The organism is Acinetobacter sp. A3 (assembly GCF_012371415.1).
Classification (GTDB): domain Bacteria; phylum Pseudomonadota; class Gammaproteobacteria; order Pseudomonadales; family Moraxellaceae; genus Acinetobacter.
Genome location: NZ_JAAZQW010000002.1, coordinates 21,595 through 45,241, shown reverse-complemented (window position 1 = coordinate 45,241; position 23,647 = coordinate 21,595). Strand labels below are relative to the sequence as shown.

The following is a 23,647-nucleotide window of genomic DNA, read 5'->3' as shown; positions in this document are numbered from 1 at the left end:
GAGCTAGTTTAACCGATTCAGGGGAAAATTTCTTAACTCAATTTCTCTGATTATTTGACAGGCAAACTGTGTTGAGAATGTAAAATACCCTACTCTTGATTAACCTTCGAAATGACACACGTAATCTAAAACATCGTCAGTTTCGATGGTAAAGCGGCTGCTACCTTGCACATAGAATGACTGACCTGCACGGAACAATTCACTTTCTTCGCTGTCTGCAATTTTCACACGACATTCACCAGAAATAATTTCCATGCGTTCAGGCACATGCGTTTCAAAAGTTAAGGCTTGTTCGGTCGGTAAAATCACCCCTAATGTTTTTTTGGTGCCGTCTTCAAACTGCACAGTATGACTGATGCATAGCCCACCAAAATAGACATTCGATTTTTTTACAACTGATACATGATCAAACTGAGCTGACATGCGTAATCTCCAGGTAACGCGTTTTTATATTTTTGACTGATGTAGTTTAATTCTGTCCTCAGAACTAATCAATCTGTGTTTACAAAGGGGCTAGCGTAAAGTTGACCATCCCCCAGACAATGCAGAGCACGCTATACATGCTGTCTAAGGTCTTGCCGCTCCTATCCACAAATATGCACCAAGCTCCCGCGACTAAAGTGCTAAAGCTGAATGTGAAGTAGTTCACCCATTCTGCCTAGACAGGCACATCTTCCCCGCTCAAACTGCACTTAAAACTCCCCAAGTAAAGCATGCCCTGATTCAATGACCATAAGATGAAATGATCTGGACTTTGCTGCATTTTTTGTTGTTTGCGCTGTAATTTAAGCTAGAATTAAATAGACTCGAAGATGCTTTGATTGAAAATAACAGCCGCAATGTGGCATATCAAAAAACTTGACTCTTTTTAACTGCCACTTTTCGCAGCTTGGATGCGTTTATGCTGACTCACTTAACACTGATTAACTTTGCCCTTGCCGATCACCTAGCCTTGGATATTGAAACTGGGTTTAACGTCCTAACTGGGGAAACTGGTGCAGGTAAATCCTTACTTTTAGATGCGCTTTCTGCCTGTTTAGGTGAACGTACCGATACCAATTATGTACGTTTTGGTGCAGATAAGGCTGATGTAACTGCCAGCTTTAGCTATCAGGAACACAGCCCCGAAGCACTATGGCTCAAAGAACATGAGTTAGCAGACGAGTCCGGAGAAATCCATTTACGACGTGTGATTTTTGCCACAGGACGCAGCAAGGCTTGGATTAATGGTCGTCCAAGTAGTTTGGCAGAGCTCAAAGAAATTGGGCGCTTGCTGGTACAATTGTATAGTCAGCATAGTCAGCAACAATTGCTTGAGCCGCCTTATCCAAAGCATTGGCTCGATCGTTATTATAATTTTTATGCGCCCTCCCAAGCGGTGCGTGATGCCTATAGCACTTGGCAAAAAAATATCCGTCAGCATCAAGCCGCACTGGATGCGCAAGCCACCCGTAAACAACGCATGGAAACGCTGAATTTACAGTTGGAAGAACTCGAAGACTTGGTGCAATTAGATTACAAAGAGATTGAGCAAGAGTTTGATCGTCTAAGCCACCATGAACATATCATGCAAGATTGTAGTTACAGTCTAAATGCGCTAGATGAAGCTGAACCGAATATCACCCAAGAAATTGCATCTATTATTCGACGCTTAGAATCACATGCAGGGCGTAGTGAGCAACTGTCTGAAATCTATAATTCGCTGCTCAATGCACAAAGTGAATTGGATGATGCAACAGCAAACTTGCGCCAATTTATTGACCGTCAAAGTTTTGACCCTGAGCGCATGGAAGAACTCAATCAGAAACTTGAGGTTTTCCATCGTTTAGCACGCAAGTATCGTACTCAACCTGAATTGCTCAAACAGGAATACGAAACATGGCAAGCCGAACTCACTGCGCTGCATGAATTGGAAGACCCTGAAACTTTGGCAGAACAAGTTGAAGTGGCGCATCAGGACTTTTTAGCCAAAGCACAGCATTTAGATGATATTCGTCGTGAGGCAGCCGCTCCATTGGCCAAACAACTGACTGAGCAAGTCAAACAATTGGCACTGCCTGAGGCACATTTTGAATTTAAATTTGAACCTCTGGAGCAAGTTTCTGCCGAAGGCTTAAGCTTTATTCAATTGCTATTTACCGCCAATAAAGGTATTCCAGCTCAACCTTTAGCGCGTGTGGCTTCTGGTGGTGAGTTATCGCGTATTGCCTTGGTGATGCAAGTTATGAATGCCGAAAAAACTGAAGCCGAAGTCTTGGTTTTTGATGAGATTGATGTCGGCATCAGTGGTGGTACTGCGGAAATTGTCGGACGCTTATTGGCAGGTTTGGCACAACATGTACAGATTTTATGTATTACCCATCAGGCACAAGTGGCGGCACAGTCCGATCAACATCTTTTAGTGAAAAAACGTCAAACTGACCCTGCCAGCAGCACCATTGTTGAATTAGAAGAAGACGAACGTATTTTAGAACTGGCACGCATGACGGGCGGTGTTGAAATTAGCGATACCACCTTGCAACATGCCAAACAATTACGTCAGTTGAAGTTTCAACAGGCTTAAAAAACCAACTCTGTCACAAAAAGAGCTTGGTGAAATCGCAAAGCTCAAGTAACGTGTACCCTAAAGGAATAGGTTTTTTCTAGAAGCAACTGTTTTTAAGGAGAATTGCTTAGGTGACCAAACAATATCTGACGCATCGCTGTCTCATTGCCCCGCCCGATATGAATGACGATTTTTTTGCAAATACCGTTATTTATTTGGCTCGTCATGATGAAGATGGTGCGCAAGGCATTATTATCAACCGTCCTTCTGGCATTCAGATCAAGGAATTACTGAATGATTTAGATATAGACGCCGATAATGTGCATCCTCACGAGGTTTTACAAGGTGGCCCATTGCGACCTGAGGCAGGTTTTGTTTTACACACTGGTCAGCCAACTTGGCATTCGTCTATTGCAGTGGGTGAAAACGTCTGTATTACCACCTCTAAAGATATTTTAGATGCGATTGCCCACAACGAAGGCGTAGGTCGCTATCAAATTGCGCTAGGCTATGCCAGTTGGGGCAAACAACAACTTGAACAGGAAATTGCGCGAGGCGACTGGCTGATTTGCGAATCAGACATGGACTTGATTTTTAATTTACCCTATGACGACCGCTGGGATGCTGCCTATCGGAAAATGGGCGTAGACCGCACTTGGTTATCTTCAGAGATTGGTCATGCCTGAAACATCATCAGCACAGAGCATTATGGCCTTTGATTTTGGTACACAAAAAATGGGCATGGCAGTGGGACAATCCCTGATTGAAAGTGCTAGCCCTTTGGCGCTGTTCCCGATGAAAGATGGCATTCCGCAATGGGATGCTCTGCTTAAAATTGTGCAACAACATCAACCCAACTTATTTTTGGTGGGTCTGCCTTTAAATATGGATGATAGCGAGTCTGAGCTATCTACCCGTGCACGAAAGTTTGCCAAACGTCTGCGTCACCAAACTAATATTCAAACGTTTATGGTCGATGAGCGTCTGACCACACGTGAAGCACGTGATGAACTTGAACACTATCAAGCACAAGGTCGGGGCAAAAAATTAGCGGCAGATAGTATTGCTGCAGCCTTGTTGATTGAAAGCTGGTATCGCGATCCGCAGGCAATCAATCCTTAAAGGCTAGTCCCAAAACAGCATTGATCGCTGGAATGCCTAAAGCCATCTGTAAAAAGTCTATTTGTTCGGCTATTTTTTGATATAAAGTAACATCATTCTTTTGGTGTGAATGAGTAAATCCGCATGGCACTGTCTAGCTTTGGCAAGATTCTCACGGTCTTAGACTTATTTTCGACCTCTCGTCCTGTGATTAATGTCGATACCATTAGTGCAGAACTCGGTTTATCTAAGCCCACCAGTTATCGCTATTTGAAAGAATTGGTGTCTGCAGAATTGCTACAACGCATGAGCGGCACCTCTGGCGATTACACCCTTGGGCCCAAAATTGCGGTATTAGATTATATTTCCCGCACCACAGACCCATTGGTCACCATCAGCACACCGTTTATGAAAAAAATTGCAGAACGTACCGAGTTTTGCTGTTTACTGACCCAGCTCAATCAAGATTCGTGTATTGATGTGCACCATGAAATTTTCAAAGACACACCATTACTCTCGTATGGTCGTGGTTGCCCACGTCCTGTCTATGTTGGCTCATCCCCTAAAATTATTATGGCGCACTTGCCCAAGCAAAAAATTTTAGACTATTACCAGCGTTTTTCTACTGAATTGGAACAGGTCAACTTTGCACAGAATGAAGACGACTTTTTGCAACAGATGCGCAAAATTAAAAAACAAGGCTATTATTTTTCAAATGGCGAACTGAGTGCAGAAATTGCAGGTTTGTCTGTCCCGATTCGCTTTTCATCTAAAGACGCACCTTATGCTTTAACGTTACTGGCTTCAAAAAACCGTTTTGAATTTGTGAATTTGCAAAAATTGATTGAAATTTTGCAGGATAATGCCCAACAAATTGAAAAACAGGTTGAAACCCTGAATACCGATTTAAGCCTAGATGTGAACTAGGCCTAGCATGGCAAAATTTTAATCTGAGGATGATCTTATTTAGAAACGCTATGAAAATAGCGAAAAGTGAGATTAATTCTGGGTTGTAAAATTTTACTCGATTTAATTAAAGCATGTTTCCAATGCTGCTGTGTTTGACCTCGCATCACCAGCAACTGACCACTCCGCAATAAAAGCTCCACTTTATTTGCCGTACGTTTATGCTTAAAGCTGAACTTACGGGTTGCACCAAAACTCAATGAAGCAATGACGGCGTTTTTCCCTAAATTTGGCTCATCGTCACTATGCCACCCCAAACCCTGCGTACCATCTTGATATAAATTTGCCAAACACGAATTAAAGGGATGCCCCACCCAACGCTCAACTTGCTGTTTCAGTCGCCACAAGGCAGGTTGCCAAACATGAGCCTGCTTTAAAGCACCCGAATACCGATATTGATACTGTTCATCGCCATACCATGCCACTTGGCGCTGGGTCCGATAATACTGACCAAATAGCAGGCCTTCATCGGCTTGCCATGCCAAATGCTGTAAAAAATATTCCAAATAACGTGCGCTATGCTCTGCACTTAGCACTACGCCATAATCCTGAACAATACCATCGTAAGGCAACACATTGTCACATCGTTCAGGTGCAAACAATTCCAGATTCATGGCAACTCCAGTAATTAGCTTTGTTTAGCATCTAACTTAAACGTTAAACGAAAGATTGCACACAAAATGATACAGGATCTTGGCTTGTGAGTAGATGGCTTCATCCTTAGACTTAAAGCAAACCTGCTTATAAAAATAACAGCCTATGAATTTATGGAATTTGTTTCAGAAATTGCGTCCCTTTGTTCGTCCCTACCGAATGTTGGTGGTTGCAACCCTGATTTTGACCTTAATTGGCTCATTCACCGCCCAAGTCAATGCACTCACTTTACAATATGCAGTCGATAGCATTAATGCCTTAATTGAAGCAGGACAAGGACTTGCGGCAGGCTGGCATATCTTAATCACCATTTCAGCAATTTTACTGGGCAAAGAAATCATCAATGCCTTTGTGCAATTTGGGCAGAAGTTTTACGGTGAAAAACTACGTATTTTTGTCTCACAAGATTTAGCTCAAGGCATTATTGAAAAGTTTTTACGTTACCGTTTGGCTTTTTTTAATCAAGACAACAACCAAGCAGGCAAATTACAAACACGTATAGACCGCGGGATTGGTTCACTCACCCGCTTAGTCCAAATTTTCTTTATTGATATTTTACCGCTATTTACCAGTGCATTCGTGGCCTTAGGCTTGATGTATTATGCCAATGTATATGTAGGCTTGGTCGCTACAATTATTGTTCCGATTTATTTTTGGCTGACCTATCTGCAAGCGCAAAAGTTAGGCAGTTGGCGACGTAATTTGCGTGATGGACGTGAGAAAAAAAGCCAAGGGATTCTCAGCATCATTAACTCGATTACCGTGATTAAATCCTTTAACCGAGAAAGTATAGAGGCAGAAAAACAACTCACGCTGCAAAAAACACTCACGCATAACCAAATGCAAACCCGCCAAACCAGTTTTTTATTTGATGGTCTCAAAAGCTTTATTGAACAAATTGGGGTGGTGCTGATCATTATTTTAACGGCTTATTTTGTCTTGGATGGGCAAATGAGCATTGGCATGATCATGTATCACGTGTTGCTGTTTAGCAACGTTTCTGCGCCAATCCGTTCATTGCATCGTATTTATGATGAAGTGAATGATGCCATGATCTATTCAGAAAGCTTCTTCCAAATTCTGGAAGCCGATGATGAAATCGAGCCGAGTGGTACACAAAAGCCAGTCATTCGCGGGCAGTTTGACCTCAAAAACATTAACTTTTTTTACCCCAATGGACACCATGCACTCAAAGATATTCAGATGCAGATTCAACCCAATAAAATTACCGCTTTGGTCGGCTTGTCTGGGGCGGGAAAATCGACTCTGATTAGTTTATTAGATAAATTCTATGAACCGCAAAATGGTACGATTCAACTCGATGGAATAGACATACAACAGATCGACACCCAGTATTTACGTGATCATATTGGCTTGGTCTTACAAAAGAATCATATTTTCCAAGGCTCTATTTTTGAAAATATTCGTTATGGCAAAACCGACGCCAGTTTAGAAGATGTCATACAGGCTGCCAAAAAAGCCTCTATTCACGAACAAATTTTACAATTACCACAGGCTTATGATGCAGATGCCCTGATGCTTTCTGGTGGTCAGCAACAACGGATTGCCTTGGCTCGAATGTTCCTTAAAAATCCGCCAATTATTTTTTTAGATGAACCCACCGCAAGTCTGGATGCTATTGCAACTGAACAAATCAAGCAAAGTCTGGATGAAATCAAACAGGGACGCACGGTCATCATCATTTCACACAGCTTATCGCAAATTATTGATGCCGATTACACCTATGTCATGAAGGAGGGCAGAATTGCAGAACATGGTGAACATGACACGCTTTATCATCAAAATGGGGTCTATAAAGAAATTTTTGATGCGATGGCAAAGAACTTAAATATTGAAAAAATTGCCAAAACCTTTGAAGACGATGCCGAAGAAGAAACTCATAGCTAATAAAAAAGTGCTTCAGGATGGAAGCACTTTTTTATGAGGAAGCTCTGTTTAAAGCCTGCTTTAAGGCTGTTTCAAATACGGCCAAGCAGCTTTTAAGTAAATAAACATCGACCAAAGCGTTAAAATCACAGCGGTATAAAGCAGTAAATACGCCAACATTTCTAAAGGTTGCCAGTTCAATAAAAATACTGAAATTGCAATCATTTGAAATGCAGTTTTGTATTTACCTACAGTAGACACGGCCACACTTGTACGTGCGCCCAATTCGGCCATCCACTCACGCAATGCAGATACAGTAATTTCACGAGAAATAATTACAATCGCAGCAAAAGCCATAGAAATAGTGGGTTGCCATTGCACCAACACAATCAATGCCGCAGCCACCATCAGTTTATCTGCTACAGGGTCTAGGAAACGCCCAAATGCAGAAGTCTGATTTAAAGAACGTGCCAAATAGCCATCAAACCAATCTGTAACAGCAGCGATCACAAAAATAGAAGTCAGCAGAATATGACGTGTCATACCGCCATCGTAACCATTTACGCCCATTGCAGGCGGCCAATAAGCCACCAACAAAAATACAGGAATCAAGGCGATTCGAGCCAAAGTTAATATATTTGGAATGTTCAGGATACGACCTGTTGTCATAGACACCGCCAATGTTTCCCCTCTATACGCTGTTCATTCACAAGTTTTTGAGGATTTGTCATCGTGAATAGGCTTCACTTTATACGAAATGGCAGAATGTGTCACTAGGCAAACACGGTGATGGTCTGTCGGGCAATTGCAATCAAACGATTCTGCTCATCCCAAAGGTGTGCGTATTCGGTGGCATAACCATGACTGGCATGATCGGTAAATACTTTATATTTCATCCAGTCATGTAACTGATTTTGCAAAGGATTGACATAGGTTACATGCCACGTCAAAGAGCTGGCAGGTGCAAGTTGACTAAACATCGGCAATACCCCAGGTGGCCACATATCAAATGCCACCATTAAATCTGCAATATTCATGGCGCGATTGCTGTGCTGTTCAGGCTTAAAGCGCATCCACCCTGCAAAATCAGGTTTATGGCTGGCACTGAATGGATATTGCCCTTCTGCCCAGACCAAATCCATTTGCTGAAAACACTCAGGTGCTAGGGGGTGATGCTGCGTGACGGGTAATTCACTGATAGGTGCAAAGTTTGGTGCAGTACGTTCTTGCTGCACCACAATACTAGATTCACGTGCTACGCCAAAACTGGCAATCAAAATGCTTTGTACGGCATCATCCTGCCACAAACGCACCTCAATGCTAGTGACTGACTTACCCTGCCGCAGAATTTCAGCTGTAAGACGTGCCCGACCTTGTTGTACAGGTCCAACAAAAGTCACGCTGCTACTGAGTAAGCGCTTTTCAGGATCAGCAATACAATACTGAGCTTTTTGCATCATCAAGCCTGCCACCAACCCACCATAAATGGTGCGTCCTTGTAACCAACCCTGCGGAATATCGATCCATTCTTGTTCGGCAATGGCCTGATAGGTCTGTAGCAACGACATGGTTTTTCCTTAAGCGATGATGTTGTCGATATTACAGCGTTTCGATTGGATGTGAATGTTCAATGACGGCAGAGTCAATGCGCTTTTTTGCTATTTACCTTTGCAGAAATACTGCTTTTATGGATAAAACCATCACTCATGCAGCACTTTATAAATAGTACGTGCCATCACCTCGCCCAGTCCTGGCACTAAGGTCAGCTCTTTTTCAGAGGCTTTAAGTACCCCTTGGATGCCACCAAAATGCGTGAGCAAATCACGACGACGTTTTGGCCCTAAACCCGGAATCACTTCTAGTACCGATGAACCACGCTTTTTATCACGTTTGGCACGGTGTTTGGTAATCGCAAAACGGTGTGCTTCATCACGTACCTGCTGAATCAGATGCAAGGCTTTATGGTCTTCAGGCAACTGAATTTTATTGCCATCGGTAAAATGCAGGGTTTCTAACCCGGGTTTACGTCCTTCACCTTTAGACACCCCTATCATAAAGGCATCTAGCCCTAATTCCTGCATGACTTCCATCGCCATATTCAACTGCCCTTTACCGCCATCAATCAGCAATAAATCGGGCAACATGGCTTTTTTATAACGACGAGTCAGCGCTTGACGCATGGCGGCATAATCATCTCCCGCCTGAATATCCTGAATGGAAAATTGTCGATAATCACGTTTGCGAATGCCACCACTGTCAAACACCACACAAGATGCCACTGTGTCTTCGCCCATAGTGTGTGAAATATCAAAACATTCAATCCGATCAATAGGCCGGCCAACCACTTGCTCAAGCTGATAAAAACGCTCGTTTAATTCAAAGTGATTGGCCAATTTACCTTTAATGGCATGCTGCACATTCATTTCTGCCAGCTCTTGCCACTCGGCACGGGTTTCACGCACCTTATGCTTAATCTGGACTTTTTTATCGAAGTGTTGCTGTAAGGCTTGTTCTAACTCTTTGCAATCTGCTACATCCACATTCACAATCAATTCAGCAGGAATTTCATCGGCCACCTGAAAGTAAAAGTTGGCAATAAAGTCGGCCAGCATTTGCCCTAAATCATCACCTAGCATGTCTGGAAAATAACTTTTCCCACCCAGCATTTTGCCATTTCGCACATGCATAATTTGCACGCAGGTCACCCCTGCCTGATGTGCAATGGCAATAATATCGGCCTCACCTTTGAGCTTATAAATGGCTTGCTGTGCCTGCACATCACGTAGCAATGCCATACGGTCACGGTAAAAGACCGCTTTTTCAAACTCCAATGCTTCGGCAGCGGCTTCCATTTTGCTAATCAATTGCTGATTCAGCTCTTTACTGTCGCCCTGTAAAAAACGGATCGAATTATTGACATCTTCTTTATATTCTTCGGGTGAAATCAGTCCCACACACGGCGCCGAACATCGCTTGATCTGATATTGCAAACATGGGCGCTGCCGCTGGGCAAAATAACTGTTTTCGCACTGCCGCACATTAAACAACTTTTGTAACACCACCAAAGTATCACGAGCATTATAGGCACTCGGATAAGGCCCAAAGAATTTCCCGACCTGATGCTTGCCTTTGCCACGTCCACTGGCAATACGTGGGTATGGCTGATCTGCCGAGACAAAAATGTAAACATAAGACTTATCATCACGCAGCATAATATTGTACGGTGGGCGATGCAGCTTAATCAGATTTTGTTCAAGCAATAAGGCCTCAGTTTCCGAACGCACCACCAAAGTTTCAATATCATAAATACGTGCAACCAAGGCTTGAGTTTTCGGATGCTCAATGGTCTTAATAAAATAACTCGACACACGATTTTTTAAGTTTTTGGCTTTGCCCACATACAACAACTCTCCGTCTTTACCCAACATACGGTACACCCCAGGCAACTGGGTCATGTTTGCCAAAATTTTCTCAATATGCTCACGTGCGTTTGGGTTCACGAGTCATCCTATAATCGCTGCATTGTCTACATGATGTGATGCTTCAGCTGACTTTTTCAAGCTTTATCCTGTAGCCAATTACAGGATCTATCCACAAAAACAATCAACTCAGTGCTAAAAGCGATTAGTTCACAACACAAGGTTTGCTATGCTCAGGCATCTTGTCAGCAAAACAAAGGTGCAGGATGACGACCACGCAACACGGCCTACATATTATTCAACCCGCGACCTCCAAACCCACCCGTCCTAATCTACACAACTCTGAAAAAGATCGCCTGATTGGTCAACCACGCTTTCATTTTGAACCTGCACACGTCATGCAGTTGTTGCGTCAGCGGATTATTGGACAAGATGCTACACTGAATGAAATTGAAAAAATGCTGTATGTGGTCAAGGCCGATTTTTCCAGTACAGAACGACCACTTTCTGTGACCTTAATGCTTGGCCCAACAGGTGTGGGAAAAACTGAAACAGTACGCCTGATAGCCGAAGCCATTTACGGCCGTCCCGATGCTTTCTGCCGTATCGATATGAATACCTTGGCGCAGGAACATTATGCTGCAGCACTGACAGGTGCACCACCCGGTTATGTCGGCTCCAAAGAAGGACACAGTTTATTTGACGAAACTGCCATTGCAGGCTCACATACCCGTCCAGGCATTATGCTATTTGATGAGCTGGAAAAAGCTTCAACTGAAGTGCTTCGTGGCTTAATGAATGTGTTAGATACAGGCAAACTGACCCTAACTGCAGGCACCAAAACCATCGACTTTCGCAATTGCATGATTTTTATGACCAGCAATGTGGGGGCACAGGCGGCACAGCAATACTTGGATAAACTAAATTTGTTGCCGCAAAAATTACAGCAACTGTGCCTAACACGCATGCCAACTCAACGAATCATTGAAAAAGTCATGCAACGCAGATTTGACCCTGAATTTTTAAATCGGATTGACCGCAGCTTGCATTATCAGGCTGTATCTGCCGATGCTTTGCCACAACTGGTTGAAATTGAGTTGGAAAAATTAAATCGTCGCCTGCAACATCAGCAGCGCCAAGTTCAGCTAACAGCTTCAGCCAAAGCATATTTTTATCAAGGGCATGATATTCGTTACGGCGCTCGGCATTTGGGGCGCAAAATCCGTACCGAGCTAGAACCCATTTTAGCGCTGTATTTTTTAAGCTATCCTGAACGGACAGAGCTATGTCTGGATTGCAATGCAGGCGCATTACACATTCAAATAGATTGATCTTTGGTTGAGGATGATAATGCTCATCCTCAATGCTTTGACACTTATATGCCGTGATATGTATGGGCGATGCTTTCAAATTCTGCAGATTAGTCAGTAATTTCTATTCCCAATGCCTGACTAAACTTGGCTTGATCTTTAGGTGAAACCAATACAAATTTTGACTGCCCTGCTTGCACATAATCAATTTTTAAACGTTTTAAAGATAAGGCGGGTGATGCCACAGAATTATTGGTTTTAGATATTTTCTGAATATTGGCACGTGGAATATCCCACTTTAAAAACATACAGCGAATCTGCAAGCGTTCTGCATCGACCTGATAGCGAGTATTAAAAATAGGCCACCACAACACAAAAATTGTGATGATATATACCCCCGTATGTACTGGAAATGCAGGCATCGTGCCTTTGGCATACATGGTCAGCAATAATTGAATTAATAAGCCTGACATACAAATCACAAAGGCCAAGACCCACCAATCTTTTTTAGAACGAAACGTTTGCATAAATTTTCCCCTAAGTTGCTTCATTCTATACATAAAAGCAGCGTGAAATTGAAGCCTGAAACTGAAATTATGGAAAAATGCCATAAAAAAACGCCCCGAAAGGCGTTGTGATGATTTAAAACAGATAAGGACGAATAAAAATCAGGAAGAAAATACCTAACATCAAAAACCATTTTAGGAAGTAATACAGACGGCTATTTCTGGCCTTTAAGGCTTTGGCTTTTAATCGTACTTGGTAAACATAACCAAAGACTTTATTTAAGCCGCCCGTTTGGTCACCTGCTTCATTCGGAGAACTGGCTGCAGTCATGACATTCTTACCAAACCAGTGATTAAACTTTTGCATCAAGCGTGATTTTAACGGACGCTCAACATCGGCAAAGAAAATAATACGGTTTTGATCAGTGCCATTTTCGGCATAGTGAATATAGGTTTCATCAAACACCACACTTTCACCATCACGCCATGAATATCGCTCACCATCTACATCAATAAAGCAGCGCTCATCATTTGGTGTCATCAGTCCCAAATGATAACGTAACGAACCTGCGTACGGGTCACGATGACGCACCAAGCGGCTGTCGGGTGCAAGCTCGGTAAACATGGCTGCTTTAATACTTGGCAAGGTTTTTAATAAAGCTGTGGTTTTTGGGCATAATTCTGCTGCAGATGGGTGTGCCGAGTCATACCATTTTAAATAAAAACGCTTCCAGCCTGTTTTAAAGAATGAGTTAAAACCCAAGTCATCGTAGGTACTTGAGGCTTTAATGCCACCCTGCTCATACAGAGCCTTGGCTTCATCACGAATCATTTCCCAATTTTCATCCAGTACTTTTAAATCTTGAAAGTACTGCGTGTCGATATACGGTCGATTCGGCACTTTTGAAAACAGATACATTAAATAGTTAATCGGTGCCAAAATCGTAGAATGGTCAAAGAACTGACGATAAAAACTATGACGCACCTTACCACGCTGTTGAATATACAACGCTGAAGCGATAAAAATCGCCAAAATAATCCACTTCAACATAGAACAACCAAAGTTGTTGAACACAACTCAAAATTTAAAATGCCGAATATTTTAGCCAATTTGCCGCAAGCGGTCATGTCCAAAAATAGAACACAGCATTGCAGCTGCTAATTTTTTCTACAGATACTGCTCAAAGTTTTGCTGGAATTACCGTGAATTGACTTTTCTGCCGAAAATAGCATCGCAATACTGTATTATTTTTAAGCTTTTCAAGGATTCACCTGCAACTGTTCAAAATTAAAAATAAAATAGAAAACAAACACTTTCATAGAACTTTAAAAAAACAGTTTTAAAATTAGGTCAAAAAGCAATTCAATGCTGCGATAAAAATCATGACCCTTGCGTCACGGCTTGATACAACTTGCTATATTTTTTTTCGATATAGTTATCGTAAGATTAGCGAGGCATATATGTGTGCAGGACTATCGCACACGCTTCATAACATCAACTTAGAAGTCCTCCAAAATAAAGGAGATCAGGCATGATCCACGCTGGCAATGCCATTACCGTCCAAATGCTTTCGGACGGAATTGCAGAATTCCGCTTTGACTTACAAGGTGAGTCGGTCAACAAATTTAACCGTGCAACGATTGAAGACTTTAAAGCTGCGATTGAGGCTGTTAAAGCAAACAATGAAGTGAAAGGTTTAATCGTCACTTCTGCGAAATCAACCTTTATCGTGGGTGCAGACATCACCGAATTTGGTGCAAACTTCGCTCAAGGCGAACAAGCCATTGTGGATTGGGCATTGCCTGTTCACGACATCTTCAATGCTTTTGAAGATTTAGACATTCCTAAAGTTGCTGCGATCAATGGTATGGCATTGGGCGGTGGCTTTGAAATGTGTTTGGTATGTGACTACCGTGTAATGTCTGACCAAGCACAAGTGGGCTTACCAGAAATTAAACTGGGTATTTTCCCAGGCTTTGGTGGTACGGTACGTTTAAGCCGCGTTATTGGTATCGACAATGCCGTTGAATGGATGGCAATGGCGAACCCTAAACGCCCAGATGCTGCACTCAAAGATGGTGCTGTAGATGCCGTAGTTGCTGCAGACAAATTGCAAGATGCTGCGCTTGATTTGGTTAAACAAGCCATTGCAGGTCGTTTGGACTGGAAAGCAAAGCGTCAGGAAAAATTAGACCCTGTTAAATTGAACCCACTTGAACAAATGATGGCGTTCAACACAGCAAAAGGTGCGGTACTGGCAAAAGCAAACCCTGCACAATACCCTGCGCCAAAATTGATGCTTGATTCTTTACAAGCCGGTGCAAGTTTACCACGTAACGAAGCACTTAAAGCTGAAGCTGAAGGCTTTGCTAAAGCGGCTGTAACACCACAAGCAGGTGCGTTGATTGGTTTATTCATCAACGACCAAGTGGTGAAGAAAACTTCTAAGAAATATGAAAAAGGTGCACACCCTGTCAACCAAGCGGCTGTGCTAGGCGCGGGTATCATGGGTGGTGGTATTGCTTACCAAGCGGCAAGCAAAGGCACACCAATCATCATGAAAGACATTGGTAATCCTCAACTTGCTTTGGGTATGAAAGAAGCCAATGGCTTATTGACCAAACAAGTTGAACGTAAAAAGTTAACCCCTGCAAAAATGGGTGAAACTTTGGCACGCATCCGCCCAACTTTAAGCTACGACGAGTTTAAAGAAGTGGATATCGTGATTGAAGCTGTGACGGAAAATCCAAAAATCAAAGGCATTGTACTGAAAGAAACTGAATCTAAAGTACGTGAAAACACGATTATTGCATCGAATACATCGACCATTTCAATCACGCGTTTGGCTGAAAACCTAGAGCGTCCTGAAAACTTCGTCGGTATGCACTTCTTTAACCCAGTGCACATGATGCCATTGGTTGAAGTAATCCGTGGTGAAAAAACTTCTGCTGAAGCGATTGCTACCACTGTTGTTCTTGCTCAAAAAATGGGTAAAACACCAATTGTTGTAAACGACTGCCCAGGCTTCTTGGTAAACCGCGTATTGTTCCCTTACTTCGGTGCATTCGACTTATTACTTAAAGATGGCGCAGACTTCCAACAAGTCGACAAAGTCATGGAAAAATTCGGCTGGCCAATGGGCCCTGCATACTTAATGGACGTGGTCGGTATTGACACGGGCGTTCACGGTGCAGAAGTTATGGCAGAAGGTTTCCCTGACCGCATGAAGCCTGACTACAAAGGCTCTATCCAAGTCATGTACGAAAACAAACGTCTTGGTCAAAAGAATGACGTTGGTTTCTACAAATATGAATTGGATCGCAAAGGCAAAAAAGCCAAAGTGGTTGATCCAACTGCATACGAGCTTGTGGCATCTGTTGCAACTGCTGAAAAACGTGAATTTGATGCACAAGAAATCATTGACCGTATGATGCTGGCTTTCTGTAACGAAACTGTTCGTTGCTTAGAAGACAACATTGTAGCGACACCATCTGAAGCAGATATGGCGATGATTATGGGTGTAGGTTTCCCTCCATTCCGCGGTGGTCCATGCCGTTACATCGACCAAACAGGTGTTGCTGAATACGTTGCGCTTTGCGACAAATATGCACACTTAGGAAAAGCTTATGAAGCGCCACAAATGTTGCGTGACATGGCTGCTAACAACAAAAAATTCTACGGTTAAGGAGCAACGTGAATGGCTACTTTAAATCCACGTGACGTTGTCATCGTTGATGGCGTACGTTCAGCAATGGGTAAAACCAAAAACGGTATGTTCCGCAATGTACGTGCTGACAGCCTATCGGCTGAATTGGTTCGTGCTTTAGTTGCTCGTAACCAGTTTGATGTTAACGAAGTTGAAGATGTGATCTGGGGCTGTGTCAACCAAACCCTAGAACAAGGCATGAACATTGGCCGTAATATTGCGTTATTGGCTGATCTTCCAAAAACTGTTGCAGGTCAAACTGTAAACCGTCTGTGCGGCTCTTCAATGCAAGCCATCCACACGGCTGCGGCACAAATTGCAACTAATCAAGGTGATATTTTCATCATTGGTGGTGTAGAGCACATGGGCCACGTAGGCATGATGCACGGTATCGACATCAACCCTGCTGCATCTAAGCACTATGCCAAAGCATCTAACATGATGGGCTTAACTGCTGAAATGTTGGGCCGTATGAATGGTATTTCGCGTGAAGAGCAAGATGCGTTTGGTGTGGAATCTCACCGCCGTGCTTGGGCTGCAACGCAGGAAGGTCGTTTTAAAAACGAAATCATTGGCATTGAAGGTCATGACGCAAACGGCTTTAAACAGCTTTGCGACATTGACGAGGTAATTCGTCCTGATGCCAACCTTGAAGCATTCCAAGCGTTACGCCCTGTATTTGATCCGAAAGGCGGTACAGTAACTGCAGCAACATCTTCAGCATTGTCTGATGGTGCATCTGCAATGCTACTTATGTCTGCTGAACGTGCACAAGCTTTAGGTTTAAAACCACGTGCTGTGATTCGCTCTATGGCAGTTGCAGGCTGTGATGCAGCTATCATGGGTTACGGCCCTGTACCTGCAACGCAAAAAGCACTGAAGCGTGCAGGCTTATCAATTGCCGACATTCAAACTTTTGAATTAAACGAAGCATTTGCTGCACAAGGTTTGTCTGTACTGAAAGGCTTAGGCATTTATGACAAGCAAGACCTTGTTAACTTGAACGGTGGTGCAATTGCACTCGGTCACCCATTGGGCTGTTCAGGTGCGCGTATTACCACTACGTTGTTAAACGTAATGGAACAACAAGATACGCAAATCGGTCTTGCGACCATGTGTATCGGTCTTGGTCAAGGTATCGCGACCATTATTGAACGTGTGTAATTTGTTTTAAGCAATAAAAAATCCTCGCAATATGCGGGGATTTTTATTTTATTGTTTTCAGAATTTATAATTTTAAGATTTTATTCTTTTGCATAGTTATATTTGAATATAAATGCTTGATCACGCAACTAAATCAGCAACTCCCCCATCAACCAAGTCATATAACGGTCTTTATCCATAAAGTCTGGCGCACTACCTGTATCTAGACAGTAATATTGCTGATTAAATTCAATCACGATTTGTTCAGTTTGATGCCAGTCTTCAATCAAATGAAAGTGCTGATTGAAAAAGAAACGGTTTTTTCCCCAATTATTTAAGTTTTCCAGTTTAGGGTAGTTTCTATTTTCTAGAAATTGTAAATACAGTTGTTGAATGTCATCAAAGACTTGAATGTTGTTCATCTCAAACCTGCCTATACCAAGCTGTTAAATCAACAGGCTCAGTCTAGGCAAGACAGTTGAACAGCAGATGACATTCTTTTGACAATTTGATGTAAGTGTTTAAAACAACTGCACTATAACTTGGCTTGCAAAGCACGTTGATGATGCTGACTGATTTGCTGCATTTGGTGATTTAATTGCACAATTTCTTGATAAACCGTATTAAATTCTTTTAATGGTGCATCTTCATAAAACATGAAAGTCTTATTTTTCAGCTCCCATTTATTATTTTTTAAAATGGCAAATAACACATAAGCTTTGCCCAAGTTCTGTTTTTCCAACTCATACAAAGCATGTCCCTGATCATTATGGCGGCTTTCAATTAAAGATTCTGCCAAATGACGGCGTAAACTGTTGTCAATGGGCAAGGCCTCAATTTGCTCCAATGCCATTGCTTCATGTTGTTCTAAATGCTCCTGATACAATTCCACCATAGCACGTACTTGTGCCAGCATGGCTTCGGTGTCAGCATAGTCCTGTTTTTTATCTTCAGCCAAACGCTGTGGATCTAAAAACTGATCCCAATTTAAAGCTTTGAGTTCACGCAAATAGCTATTTCTAGCTTCAGCACTTTGTACCATATGGCTCAGCACAAAACTGGCCATGACCTGATAATCACCCTCTAAGCGTGAGTCTTGTACATTAATCTGAATCGGTTTAGACCAATCCTGTGCCTGTACAAAAATCTGTTCCGCTTTTTCATAAATCACGTTTTGATAGGCGTGTAATTGCGTCACTTGTTTTTGCTGACTGCTGTATTGATAAAACATCCACCCAAAAATAATAACCGTTACACATCCAATGATTAGCACTATCCGTCGCATGAGTGCCCTCTTATTTTTAATATTTGCTTTATCTTACCGTGAAGCCCATCACATTTGTATAGATTTCATACTTATTTTATAACTAAGCTATTGGAATATACCAATTTCTATTTGACCAGACACTCAAAAACAATTTTCCTTGAACTTACTGCTTTAAATTTTGTACGGCATCCCCATCTTAGTAAAAAATAGAATTTGAGATTTTTCATGCGCGTTGATATTTGGTCAGATATTGTTTGCCCTTTTTGCTACATCGGGAAAAAACGTTTAGAAGCTGCAGCTCAAGAGGCAGGTGTGGAATTAGAAGTGCACTGGCACAGTTTTGAACTTGATCCAGATGCCCCACCTCGTCAGGAAGTTTCCAATTCTGAACGCTTGGCACAAAAATATGGTCGTAGTGTAGCCGAAGTTGAAGACATGCAACGCAATATTGCTGAAATGGCCAAAGCTGAAGGCATTGACTTTCAATGGGAAAATGCCAATTCAGGCAATACCTTTAACGCACATCGCTTGGTGCATTTGGCGCAAAGTAAGGGCTTGGGCAATGAAGCCAAAGAAGCGTTTTTCTATAGTTATATGACGCAAGGTCTTGCTATTGGTGAGCGTGAAACACTGGAAGATGTGGCAGCACGAATTGGTCTAAATCCCGTAGAAGTGGATGATGTGCTCAATTCAGATGAGTATGCAGATTTTGTTAAATTTGACCAAGAAGTTGCCCGTGATCAATTGAAAGTCACAGGTGTACCATTTTTTGTATTTGATCAACGTATTGCTTTGGCAGGTGCACAACCCCGTGAAGTGTTTTTGCAAGTCATGCAAAAAGCCTTAGAAACAGCACAAAATCTAGACATTGAAGATGCTGCAAGCTGTGATAGCGAACAGTGTGATTTGCCTGAGCCTAAAGCTTAAGTATGAAATATAGGCTATGCTAAATAGCGCTATTTCTAAAAACTTAGACCTACAAAAAAATCCCGAAACGGGATTTTTTTGTGCTTTTAAGCGATTTAAATATTATTCAACCAAAAAGCTAATTTTTAAATTTACACGATATTCAGTAATTTTATTGTCTTTAATCACCACTTTTTGTTCATTAATCCAAGCACCTTGGACATTCTTAACCGTTTCCGTCACTTTGGCGATGCCTGTCTGAATGGCATCTTCAAAACTTTTTGCACTACTTGAATTAACTTCTACTACTTTTGCAATTGCCATGATGGTCTCACTGTCCTTTATCGTTATTGGAGATTCATCATAGAATAAAAATGCAGCATTTTTGCTATTGTTTAACCAATCACAGCCAAAACATTACATGTTTTCACAGTGCCAAAAATTGACATAAATTTTCTGTTATTACATTTGCTTAAAATTGAATTTTGTTAATATCTCAATCACTTAAAGCAGCACTAAAAACTAGAGTTAAAACTCTAATACATTGTTTTATATTGTTATTTTTATAAAAATTGCCGAAACGATCATTTTGTAAATTTCAAACTTTGTTATGATTCATGTGAATTTTTTATTTCACTTTATCTCCCTCACCTCCCCTTTCTATGTATAGACATAGAAATGTTGAATGGACATTCTCATGAATATGCTTAAATCTGTTTTAGTGGTTTCAATTTTGGCTATGGCTGCAAATGTTTCAGCTCAAATTGTACATGTACCCGATTTTCCTACAAAAAAAGCTGCGACTGAAACCGTTGCTTCTGAAGCAGCAACCTCAGAAACAGCAGACAAGAAAGCAGCCTAAGTTTTCTAGTTACTGCATGGCGTAACAAACCATTTTATCTCCCATTCTTTTCTCTCCCAAAAAGCAGCTGTCATCAGCTGCTTTTTTTATATGCTGAGTGAAATAAAAGAGAGCTGCTTTCAAACTGAATATAAGTTAAATCTCATCCTATTTAAGTTCAAATTGGCTTTTTAAAGCCATGCTTTGCATTCAGTCTCAGAAAATTTTCAATATTTGTTATAGAAACACCGCACTTTTTGTCAATAATGTCAAAAAAAGCACAAAAGCTGACAATTTTTTGCATGTATTTTTTTATTAAATGCCTATAATTAAACTGATTTGTTTTCATTGCTTTAGCCAATGCCTATGCAACAACTTCAAGCACTTATACAAAAGAAAATTTCACCACAAGACATTGATGTGAATCATTTGGTTGAGTTAGCCAAGCGCTACCCTCAACCACAATCGGCTGAATATAAACTGATCGAGCTGGCCTTGAATATCGTCTTGGCCAGCTATTTAGAAAAAGCGCAACAACATATTTAAGTGTGCATCTATGAATACATTAGAAAAATCACTGCTTATTAAAGAATTACATGATTTAACCAGTGCGTTATCACTTAAAAAATTAAGTCTGTACGAAACTGCCAAAGCTAAAACACGCATCAAAGAAATTTTTATGCGCTGTGATGAACCTATTTTTCAAAAACAATTGCTCGCATTTAAAACACAGCTTGATCCTATTCAGACGGCACAGGAATTTGCACAACAAAGCTTATATGCACAGTCTTTCCGTGGGGTTTTTACTCAAGTTGAAGAATTGGAAACTGCACTGTATCAACAGCCTGAGTCTGGCTGGGCGATGCTGTATCACGCCCGTACAGGTTGGCAAATTTGGTTAATTCCTGCAGAAAATCGCAGCGCATTACTCAGTGAATTTCAAGATTTAGAACAGACGTATCGCTGGCTGTTAGAACAACAGCAACAGTACAACTGCCTAAAAATAGATGCTGAACTCAACCAAGTGACTCAGCTTGCTCAATTACAAGCAGCAGAGCAACAGATACCACAAGTTCTACCAACCGTGGCTGTGGCAGAAGCAGATACAAATAGCACAACGGAGAACATGATTAGTTTTGATCTGATCACAGAACCTACACTTGTCTCCAAGGCTGACTCTCTACAAATAGAGCGTACAGAAGCTAGCCAACCAGAAATGGCACTTGAGCCTATTGAAAATCAAGTTATTGCGACACCAATAGTAAGCGAAGCAAACGATAACACTGATACCACATCAGCCTTACTGAGTACTGCTCAAGCTACAGCAATCGTAAAGCCAAGCTCAAATAAAGTAAAAAGTTTGCAATTAAATCAATATGATTGCCCAATTTCCGCATTAAACTTAGTGCAAAACGAATCCGCTGAGCTATATCGGGTGTTTGTTCCCGAAGTTCCTGAACTCACTCAATATGCCGATGTGGTGGTGCATCTGTCTACGCCAGAAGAAGATCAACAACAGGTTTTGGCTCGTGCCGTTTATGTGGCTGAACAAACCGATCTTCATGGGAAATTCGTCAAATATGTAGTCTTGCTCGGTGCTTTAGATCAAATGCAGGCCATTCGGCTGATGCGCAGTTTCTGTCAACAGTTTGAACATGAACTTGCTGCAGTCAGTGAAATATCTTGGGAAAAACTACAGTCTCATTTATTTGACTTTGATCGTTTATTTGAATGTTATAGCCACACTGCACAAGTGGTTTGGCAACAAGAAAATTATTTTCCTTTTATTCCGGTACAACATGTTCATGCCACAAAATTCATTCAGTTTGAAGAAAGTGAAGCACAAAGTCAGACGCCTTTAATTTTATTGAAAGAGCGCCAAAAAATTCGCCTGATTCATGGGCAAAAGCGCTTGCAACTCTCACGCACAGAGCAGGCCGTTCCGCATATCCTACTTGACCGTCAACACGGTATTAGCTGGCAAATGATTCAAAAAATCATTTCACAATTACAACAACCCATTGATGCGTTACAACTCTGCCAAGCGATTCAAATGCATCAGGAAAACTAAAACAGATACTCAAATAAACCTTTGTATTATGATTTTGTAGCTAGGGCTTGCTTTTATCTGACAGATTTTCAACACTAACGAAAATAGCTTAAAGATCAGTAAATAATGTCAAGAATAAAGCATACTTCACCCTTTATATTAAGCTGTCTCTTGAGTGGGGTTACTGGCATTACATTTGCCCAAGAATCTAACCAAATCACTGTAGATACAGCTACGGCAACACCGCCTTATGAGCTGCCTGTGGTTCCGCCAGGTTCGGTAGAAAAAAACAATTTTTATTACACTATTCCACGTTGGGTGGATGCAACACCTACCATTTTACCGGAACAGTCCAATGACCCGATTGTACCCAGCACAGCTGATACTGAGCATTTAACATGGTTTGACCAACGTCAAAAAAAGATTCGTCTTTGGGCAGATAAAACAGCGCATAAACTTGACAACTGGTTTGGCGAGCCGAGCCCCGAAGATCCCGCATCTGCTACGTTACGTGTTTTAGTGGATAGCCGTTGGGATAAATATAATGATTACGAGGTCAAACCACGTATTCGGGGTAAAATCGATTTACCTACGCTTGAAAAGAAACTCAGTGTGGTTTTTGGTGATGACTCTCTCGATAACGAATTGCAAAATAACGTAGCCATTACCAATGAAAACCCTGCCAATGCTGGAGACAAAACAGTCGATGGTAAACGTAGCCGTGAAGACAACAGCTCTTTAGCCCTGCGTTGGTCTAATTTTGCCGAACGCCTGCCTTTCGAGACTGATGCCGATTTGGGGGTGCGTTCAGGCGATGATATTTATGTGCGTTTAAAAGCCTCTAAAGATTGGACGCTGGAAAATGATTTCTCGTTCCATGCCGAACAAATTTATCGTTATGGTATCGACAGCGAAAACTATCTCAGAACCAACTTAGAACTTATCCATGCGCGTCCTGATCATGCCTTTTTATCCAATCAATTCAGCCTGACTTATGCAGATGCACAAGAGGATGATTTACGTTGGGATAACTACACCTTTAGACAACACCAATTCTTTGCAGGTAACCGCTTTAACTACGGTGTTTATACGGGTGGTTATTACCATGATGATGACTTACGTTTAAACAGTTGGGGGCCGTTTATTTCTTGGCGCCAACCTTTTTTACGTGAATGGTTCTTTATTCAGGGTGATGTCAATTATTTGAATGATGATCGCGAAGATCGTAATCATTATTTAGGGGCTTTAGTTCGTTTAGAAGCTATGTTCTAAACGATCTACTTCTTAAAATCCTACAGCCTCCCATAAAAACCAAGCCCTGATGTCGTCAGGGCTTGGTTTTTTC

At 41.7% G+C, this 23,647-nt stretch carries 23 protein-coding genes; 13 read left to right on the top strand and 10 right to left on the bottom strand.

What is annotated here, in order from left to right; genetic code table 11:
* Window positions 1–99 precede the first annotated feature (99 nt).
* Window positions 100–423, bottom strand: coding sequence for a pyrimidine/purine nucleoside phosphorylase (locus HHA42_RS01405; RefSeq protein ID WP_168417589.1), 324 nt, complete (start codon window positions 421–423; stop codon window positions 100–102).
* A 478-nt stretch (window positions 424–901) separates the two neighbouring features.
* Here HHA42_RS01405 and recN point away from each other — a divergent pair, with 478 nt between their 5' ends.
* The 4 genes from recN (at window position 902) to HHA42_RS01385 (ending at window position 4,573) form a co-directional block, all read left to right on the top strand.
* Complete coding sequence (recN, locus tag HHA42_RS01400) at window positions 902–2,563, top strand: DNA repair protein RecN (protein ID WP_168525187.1); 1,662 nt, start codon at window positions 902–904, stop codon at window positions 2,561–2,563.
* Window positions 2,564–2,676: 113 nt separating this feature from the next.
* Window positions 2,677–3,231, top strand: a complete 555-nt coding sequence (locus tag HHA42_RS01395) for a YqgE/AlgH family protein (protein ID WP_168417591.1) — start codon at window positions 2,677–2,679, stop codon at window positions 3,229–3,231.
* Window positions 3,224–3,667 (top strand): Holliday junction resolvase RuvX, encoded by a 444-nt coding sequence (gene ruvX / locus HHA42_RS01390; protein WP_168417592.1) that lies wholly within the window; start codon window positions 3,224–3,226, stop codon window positions 3,665–3,667. The genes HHA42_RS01395 and ruvX overlap by 8 nt, the downstream gene beginning before the upstream one ends.
* 123 nt (window positions 3,668–3,790) lie before the next feature.
* A complete protein-coding gene (locus HHA42_RS01385; protein WP_168525185.1) occupies window positions 3,791–4,573 on the top strand; it encodes an IclR family transcriptional regulator C-terminal domain-containing protein in 783 nt (260 codons plus the stop codon).
* 35 nt (window positions 4,574–4,608) lie between these two features.
* Here HHA42_RS01385 and HHA42_RS01380 read toward each other — a convergent pair whose 3' ends face one another.
* Window positions 4,609–5,226, bottom strand: a complete 618-nt coding sequence (locus HHA42_RS01380; RefSeq protein ID WP_168525177.1) for an alpha-ketoglutarate-dependent dioxygenase AlkB — start codon at window positions 5,224–5,226, stop codon at window positions 4,609–4,611.
* Window positions 5,227–5,371: 145 nt separating this feature from the next.
* Between HHA42_RS01380 and HHA42_RS01375 the strand changes: the two genes are divergently transcribed.
* Window positions 5,372–7,174: an ABC transporter ATP-binding protein gene (locus HHA42_RS01375; RefSeq protein WP_168525175.1), complete on the top strand. Its 1,803-nt coding sequence runs from the start codon at window positions 5,372–5,374 to the stop codon at window positions 7,172–7,174.
* A gap of 60 nt (window positions 7,175–7,234) precedes the next feature.
* Here the strand turns inward: HHA42_RS01375 and pgsA are convergent, their stop codons facing one another.
* The 3 genes from pgsA to uvrC form a co-directional block, all read right to left on the bottom strand.
* The gene (gene pgsA / locus HHA42_RS01370; protein WP_168460419.1) at window positions 7,235–7,822 is read right to left on the bottom strand and encodes a CDP-diacylglycerol--glycerol-3-phosphate 3-phosphatidyltransferase; all 588 of its coding nucleotides are present in this window, start codon (window positions 7,820–7,822) and stop codon (window positions 7,235–7,237) included.
* A gap of 104 nt (window positions 7,823–7,926) precedes the next feature.
* Window positions 7,927–8,721, bottom strand: coding sequence for a thioesterase family protein (locus HHA42_RS01365; protein ID WP_168525173.1), 795 nt, complete (start codon window positions 8,719–8,721; stop codon window positions 7,927–7,929).
* Between the two features lie 132 nt (window positions 8,722–8,853).
* Window positions 8,854–10,653: an excinuclease ABC subunit UvrC gene (gene uvrC / locus HHA42_RS01360; protein WP_168460423.1), complete on the bottom strand. Its 1,800-nt coding sequence runs from the start codon at window positions 10,651–10,653 to the stop codon at window positions 8,854–8,856.
* 185 nt (window positions 10,654–10,838) lie between these two features.
* Here uvrC and HHA42_RS01355 point away from each other — a divergent pair, with 185 nt between their 5' ends.
* Window positions 10,839–11,903 carry an AAA family ATPase gene (locus HHA42_RS01355; protein ID WP_168525171.1) on the top strand — a complete coding sequence of 355 codons (1,065 nt, stop codon included), beginning with the start codon at window positions 10,839–10,841 and terminating at the stop codon, window positions 11,901–11,903.
* A gap of 89 nt (window positions 11,904–11,992) precedes the next feature.
* Here the strand turns inward: HHA42_RS01355 and HHA42_RS01350 are convergent, their stop codons facing one another.
* The gene (locus HHA42_RS01350) at window positions 11,993–12,409 is read right to left on the bottom strand and encodes a PH domain-containing protein (protein ID WP_168525169.1); all 417 of its coding nucleotides are present in this window, start codon (window positions 12,407–12,409) and stop codon (window positions 11,993–11,995) included.
* Between the two features lie 115 nt (window positions 12,410–12,524).
* Window positions 12,525–13,439 (bottom strand): lipid A hydroxylase LpxO, encoded by a 915-nt coding sequence (lpxO, locus tag HHA42_RS01345; protein WP_168417601.1) that lies wholly within the window; start codon window positions 13,437–13,439, stop codon window positions 12,525–12,527.
* Between the two features lie 481 nt (window positions 13,440–13,920).
* Here lpxO and fadB point away from each other — a divergent pair, with 481 nt between their 5' ends.
* The gene (gene fadB, locus HHA42_RS01340; protein WP_168525167.1) at window positions 13,921–16,074 is read left to right on the top strand and encodes a fatty acid oxidation complex subunit alpha FadB; all 2,154 of its coding nucleotides are present in this window, start codon (window positions 13,921–13,923) and stop codon (window positions 16,072–16,074) included.
* A 12-nt stretch (window positions 16,075–16,086) separates the two neighbouring features.
* Entirely contained in the window at window positions 16,087–17,259 is a 1,173-nt protein-coding gene (gene fadA, locus HHA42_RS01335) for an acetyl-CoA C-acyltransferase FadA (protein ID WP_168417603.1), read from the top strand.
* Between the two features lie 128 nt (window positions 17,260–17,387).
* On the opposite strand, the gene HHA42_RS01330 is transcribed toward fadA, so the two are convergent.
* Entirely contained in the window at window positions 17,388–17,660 is a 273-nt protein-coding gene (locus HHA42_RS01330; RefSeq protein ID WP_168417604.1) for a hypothetical protein, read from the bottom strand.
* Between the two features lie 113 nt (window positions 17,661–17,773).
* Complete coding sequence (locus tag HHA42_RS01325) at window positions 17,774–18,523, bottom strand: hypothetical protein (protein WP_168525165.1); 750 nt, start codon at window positions 18,521–18,523, stop codon at window positions 17,774–17,776.
* A gap of 207 nt (window positions 18,524–18,730) precedes the next feature.
* Between HHA42_RS01325 and HHA42_RS01320 the strand changes: the two genes are divergently transcribed.
* Entirely contained in the window at window positions 18,731–19,432 is a 702-nt protein-coding gene (locus HHA42_RS01320; protein ID WP_168525163.1) for a DsbA family oxidoreductase, read from the top strand.
* A 102-nt stretch (window positions 19,433–19,534) separates the two neighbouring features.
* Here HHA42_RS01320 and HHA42_RS01315 read toward each other — a convergent pair whose 3' ends face one another.
* Window positions 19,535–19,735 carry a dodecin family protein gene (locus HHA42_RS01315; protein ID WP_168417607.1) on the bottom strand — a complete coding sequence of 67 codons (201 nt, stop codon included), beginning with the start codon at window positions 19,733–19,735 and terminating at the stop codon, window positions 19,535–19,537.
* Window positions 19,736–20,108: 373 nt separating this feature from the next.
* On the opposite strand from HHA42_RS01315, the gene HHA42_RS01310 reads away from it, so the two are divergent.
* From HHA42_RS01310 to HHA42_RS01295, 4 genes are all read left to right on the top strand, one after another.
* Window positions 20,109–20,273, top strand: coding sequence for a hypothetical protein (locus HHA42_RS01310; protein ID WP_168525161.1), 165 nt, complete (start codon window positions 20,109–20,111; stop codon window positions 20,271–20,273).
* A 345-nt stretch (window positions 20,274–20,618) separates the two neighbouring features.
* Window positions 20,619–20,798 carry a hypothetical protein gene (locus HHA42_RS01305; RefSeq protein WP_168417609.1) on the top strand — a complete coding sequence of 60 codons (180 nt, stop codon included), beginning with the start codon at window positions 20,619–20,621 and terminating at the stop codon, window positions 20,796–20,798.
* Between the two features lie 10 nt (window positions 20,799–20,808).
* The gene (locus HHA42_RS01300) at window positions 20,809–22,323 is read left to right on the top strand and encodes a hypothetical protein (RefSeq protein WP_168525159.1); all 1,515 of its coding nucleotides are present in this window, start codon (window positions 20,809–20,811) and stop codon (window positions 22,321–22,323) included.
* A gap of 168 nt (window positions 22,324–22,491) precedes the next feature.
* Window positions 22,492–23,574 (top strand): hypothetical protein, encoded by a 1,083-nt coding sequence (locus HHA42_RS01295; RefSeq protein ID WP_354667081.1) that lies wholly within the window; start codon window positions 22,492–22,494, stop codon window positions 23,572–23,574.
* The last annotated feature ends 73 nt before the right edge of the window (window positions 23,575–23,647 follow it).

Bases quoted from the DNA above. Each gene is read 5' to 3' on its own strand.
- HHA42_RS01300 (WP_168525159.1), top strand. From the start codon at position 20,809: ATGAATACATTAGAAAAATCACTGCTTATTAAAGAATTACATGATTTA.
- ruvX (WP_168417592.1), top strand. From the start codon at position 3,224: ATGCCTGAAACATCATCAGCACAGAGCATTATGGCCTTTGATTTTGGT.
- recN (WP_168525187.1), top strand. From the start codon at position 902: ATGCTGACTCACTTAACACTGATTAACTTTGCCCTTGCCGATCACCTA.
- HHA42_RS01350 (WP_168525169.1), bottom strand. From the start codon at position 12,409: ATGCAAACGTTTCGTTCTAAAAAAGATTGGTGGGTCTTGGCCTTTGTG.
- HHA42_RS01325 (WP_168525165.1), bottom strand. From the start codon at position 18,523: ATGCGACGGATAGTGCTAATCATTGGATGTGTAACGGTTATTATTTTT.
- HHA42_RS01385 (WP_168525185.1), top strand. From the start codon at position 3,791: ATGGCACTGTCTAGCTTTGGCAAGATTCTCACGGTCTTAGACTTATTT.
- HHA42_RS01405 (WP_168417589.1), bottom strand. From the start codon at position 423: ATGTCAGCTCAGTTTGATCATGTATCAGTTGTAAAAAAATCGAATGTC.
- HHA42_RS01310 (WP_168525161.1), top strand. From the start codon at position 20,109: ATGAATATGCTTAAATCTGTTTTAGTGGTTTCAATTTTGGCTATGGCT.
- HHA42_RS01380 (WP_168525177.1), bottom strand. From the start codon at position 5,226: ATGAATCTGGAATTGTTTGCACCTGAACGATGTGACAATGTGTTGCCT.
- HHA42_RS01365 (WP_168525173.1), bottom strand. From the start codon at position 8,721: ATGTCGTTGCTACAGACCTATCAGGCCATTGCCGAACAAGAATGGATC.
- pgsA (WP_168460419.1), bottom strand. From the start codon at position 7,822: ATGACAACAGGTCGTATCCTGAACATTCCAAATATATTAACTTTGGCT.
- HHA42_RS01305 (WP_168417609.1), top strand. From the start codon at position 20,619: ATGCAACAACTTCAAGCACTTATACAAAAGAAAATTTCACCACAAGAC.
- HHA42_RS01330 (WP_168417604.1), bottom strand. From the start codon at position 17,660: ATGAACAACATTCAAGTCTTTGATGACATTCAACAACTGTATTTACAA.
- lpxO (WP_168417601.1), bottom strand. From the start codon at position 13,439: ATGTTGAAGTGGATTATTTTGGCGATTTTTATCGCTTCAGCGTTGTAT.
- HHA42_RS01320 (WP_168525163.1), top strand. From the start codon at position 18,731: ATGCGCGTTGATATTTGGTCAGATATTGTTTGCCCTTTTTGCTACATC.
- HHA42_RS01375 (WP_168525175.1), top strand. From the start codon at position 5,372: ATGAATTTATGGAATTTGTTTCAGAAATTGCGTCCCTTTGTTCGTCCC.
- HHA42_RS01315 (WP_168417607.1), bottom strand. From the start codon at position 19,735: ATGGCAATTGCAAAAGTAGTAGAAGTTAATTCAAGTAGTGCAAAAAGT.
- fadB (WP_168525167.1), top strand. From the start codon at position 13,921: ATGATCCACGCTGGCAATGCCATTACCGTCCAAATGCTTTCGGACGGA.
- fadA (WP_168417603.1), top strand. From the start codon at position 16,087: ATGGCTACTTTAAATCCACGTGACGTTGTCATCGTTGATGGCGTACGT.
- HHA42_RS01355 (WP_168525171.1), top strand. From the start codon at position 10,839: ATGACGACCACGCAACACGGCCTACATATTATTCAACCCGCGACCTCC.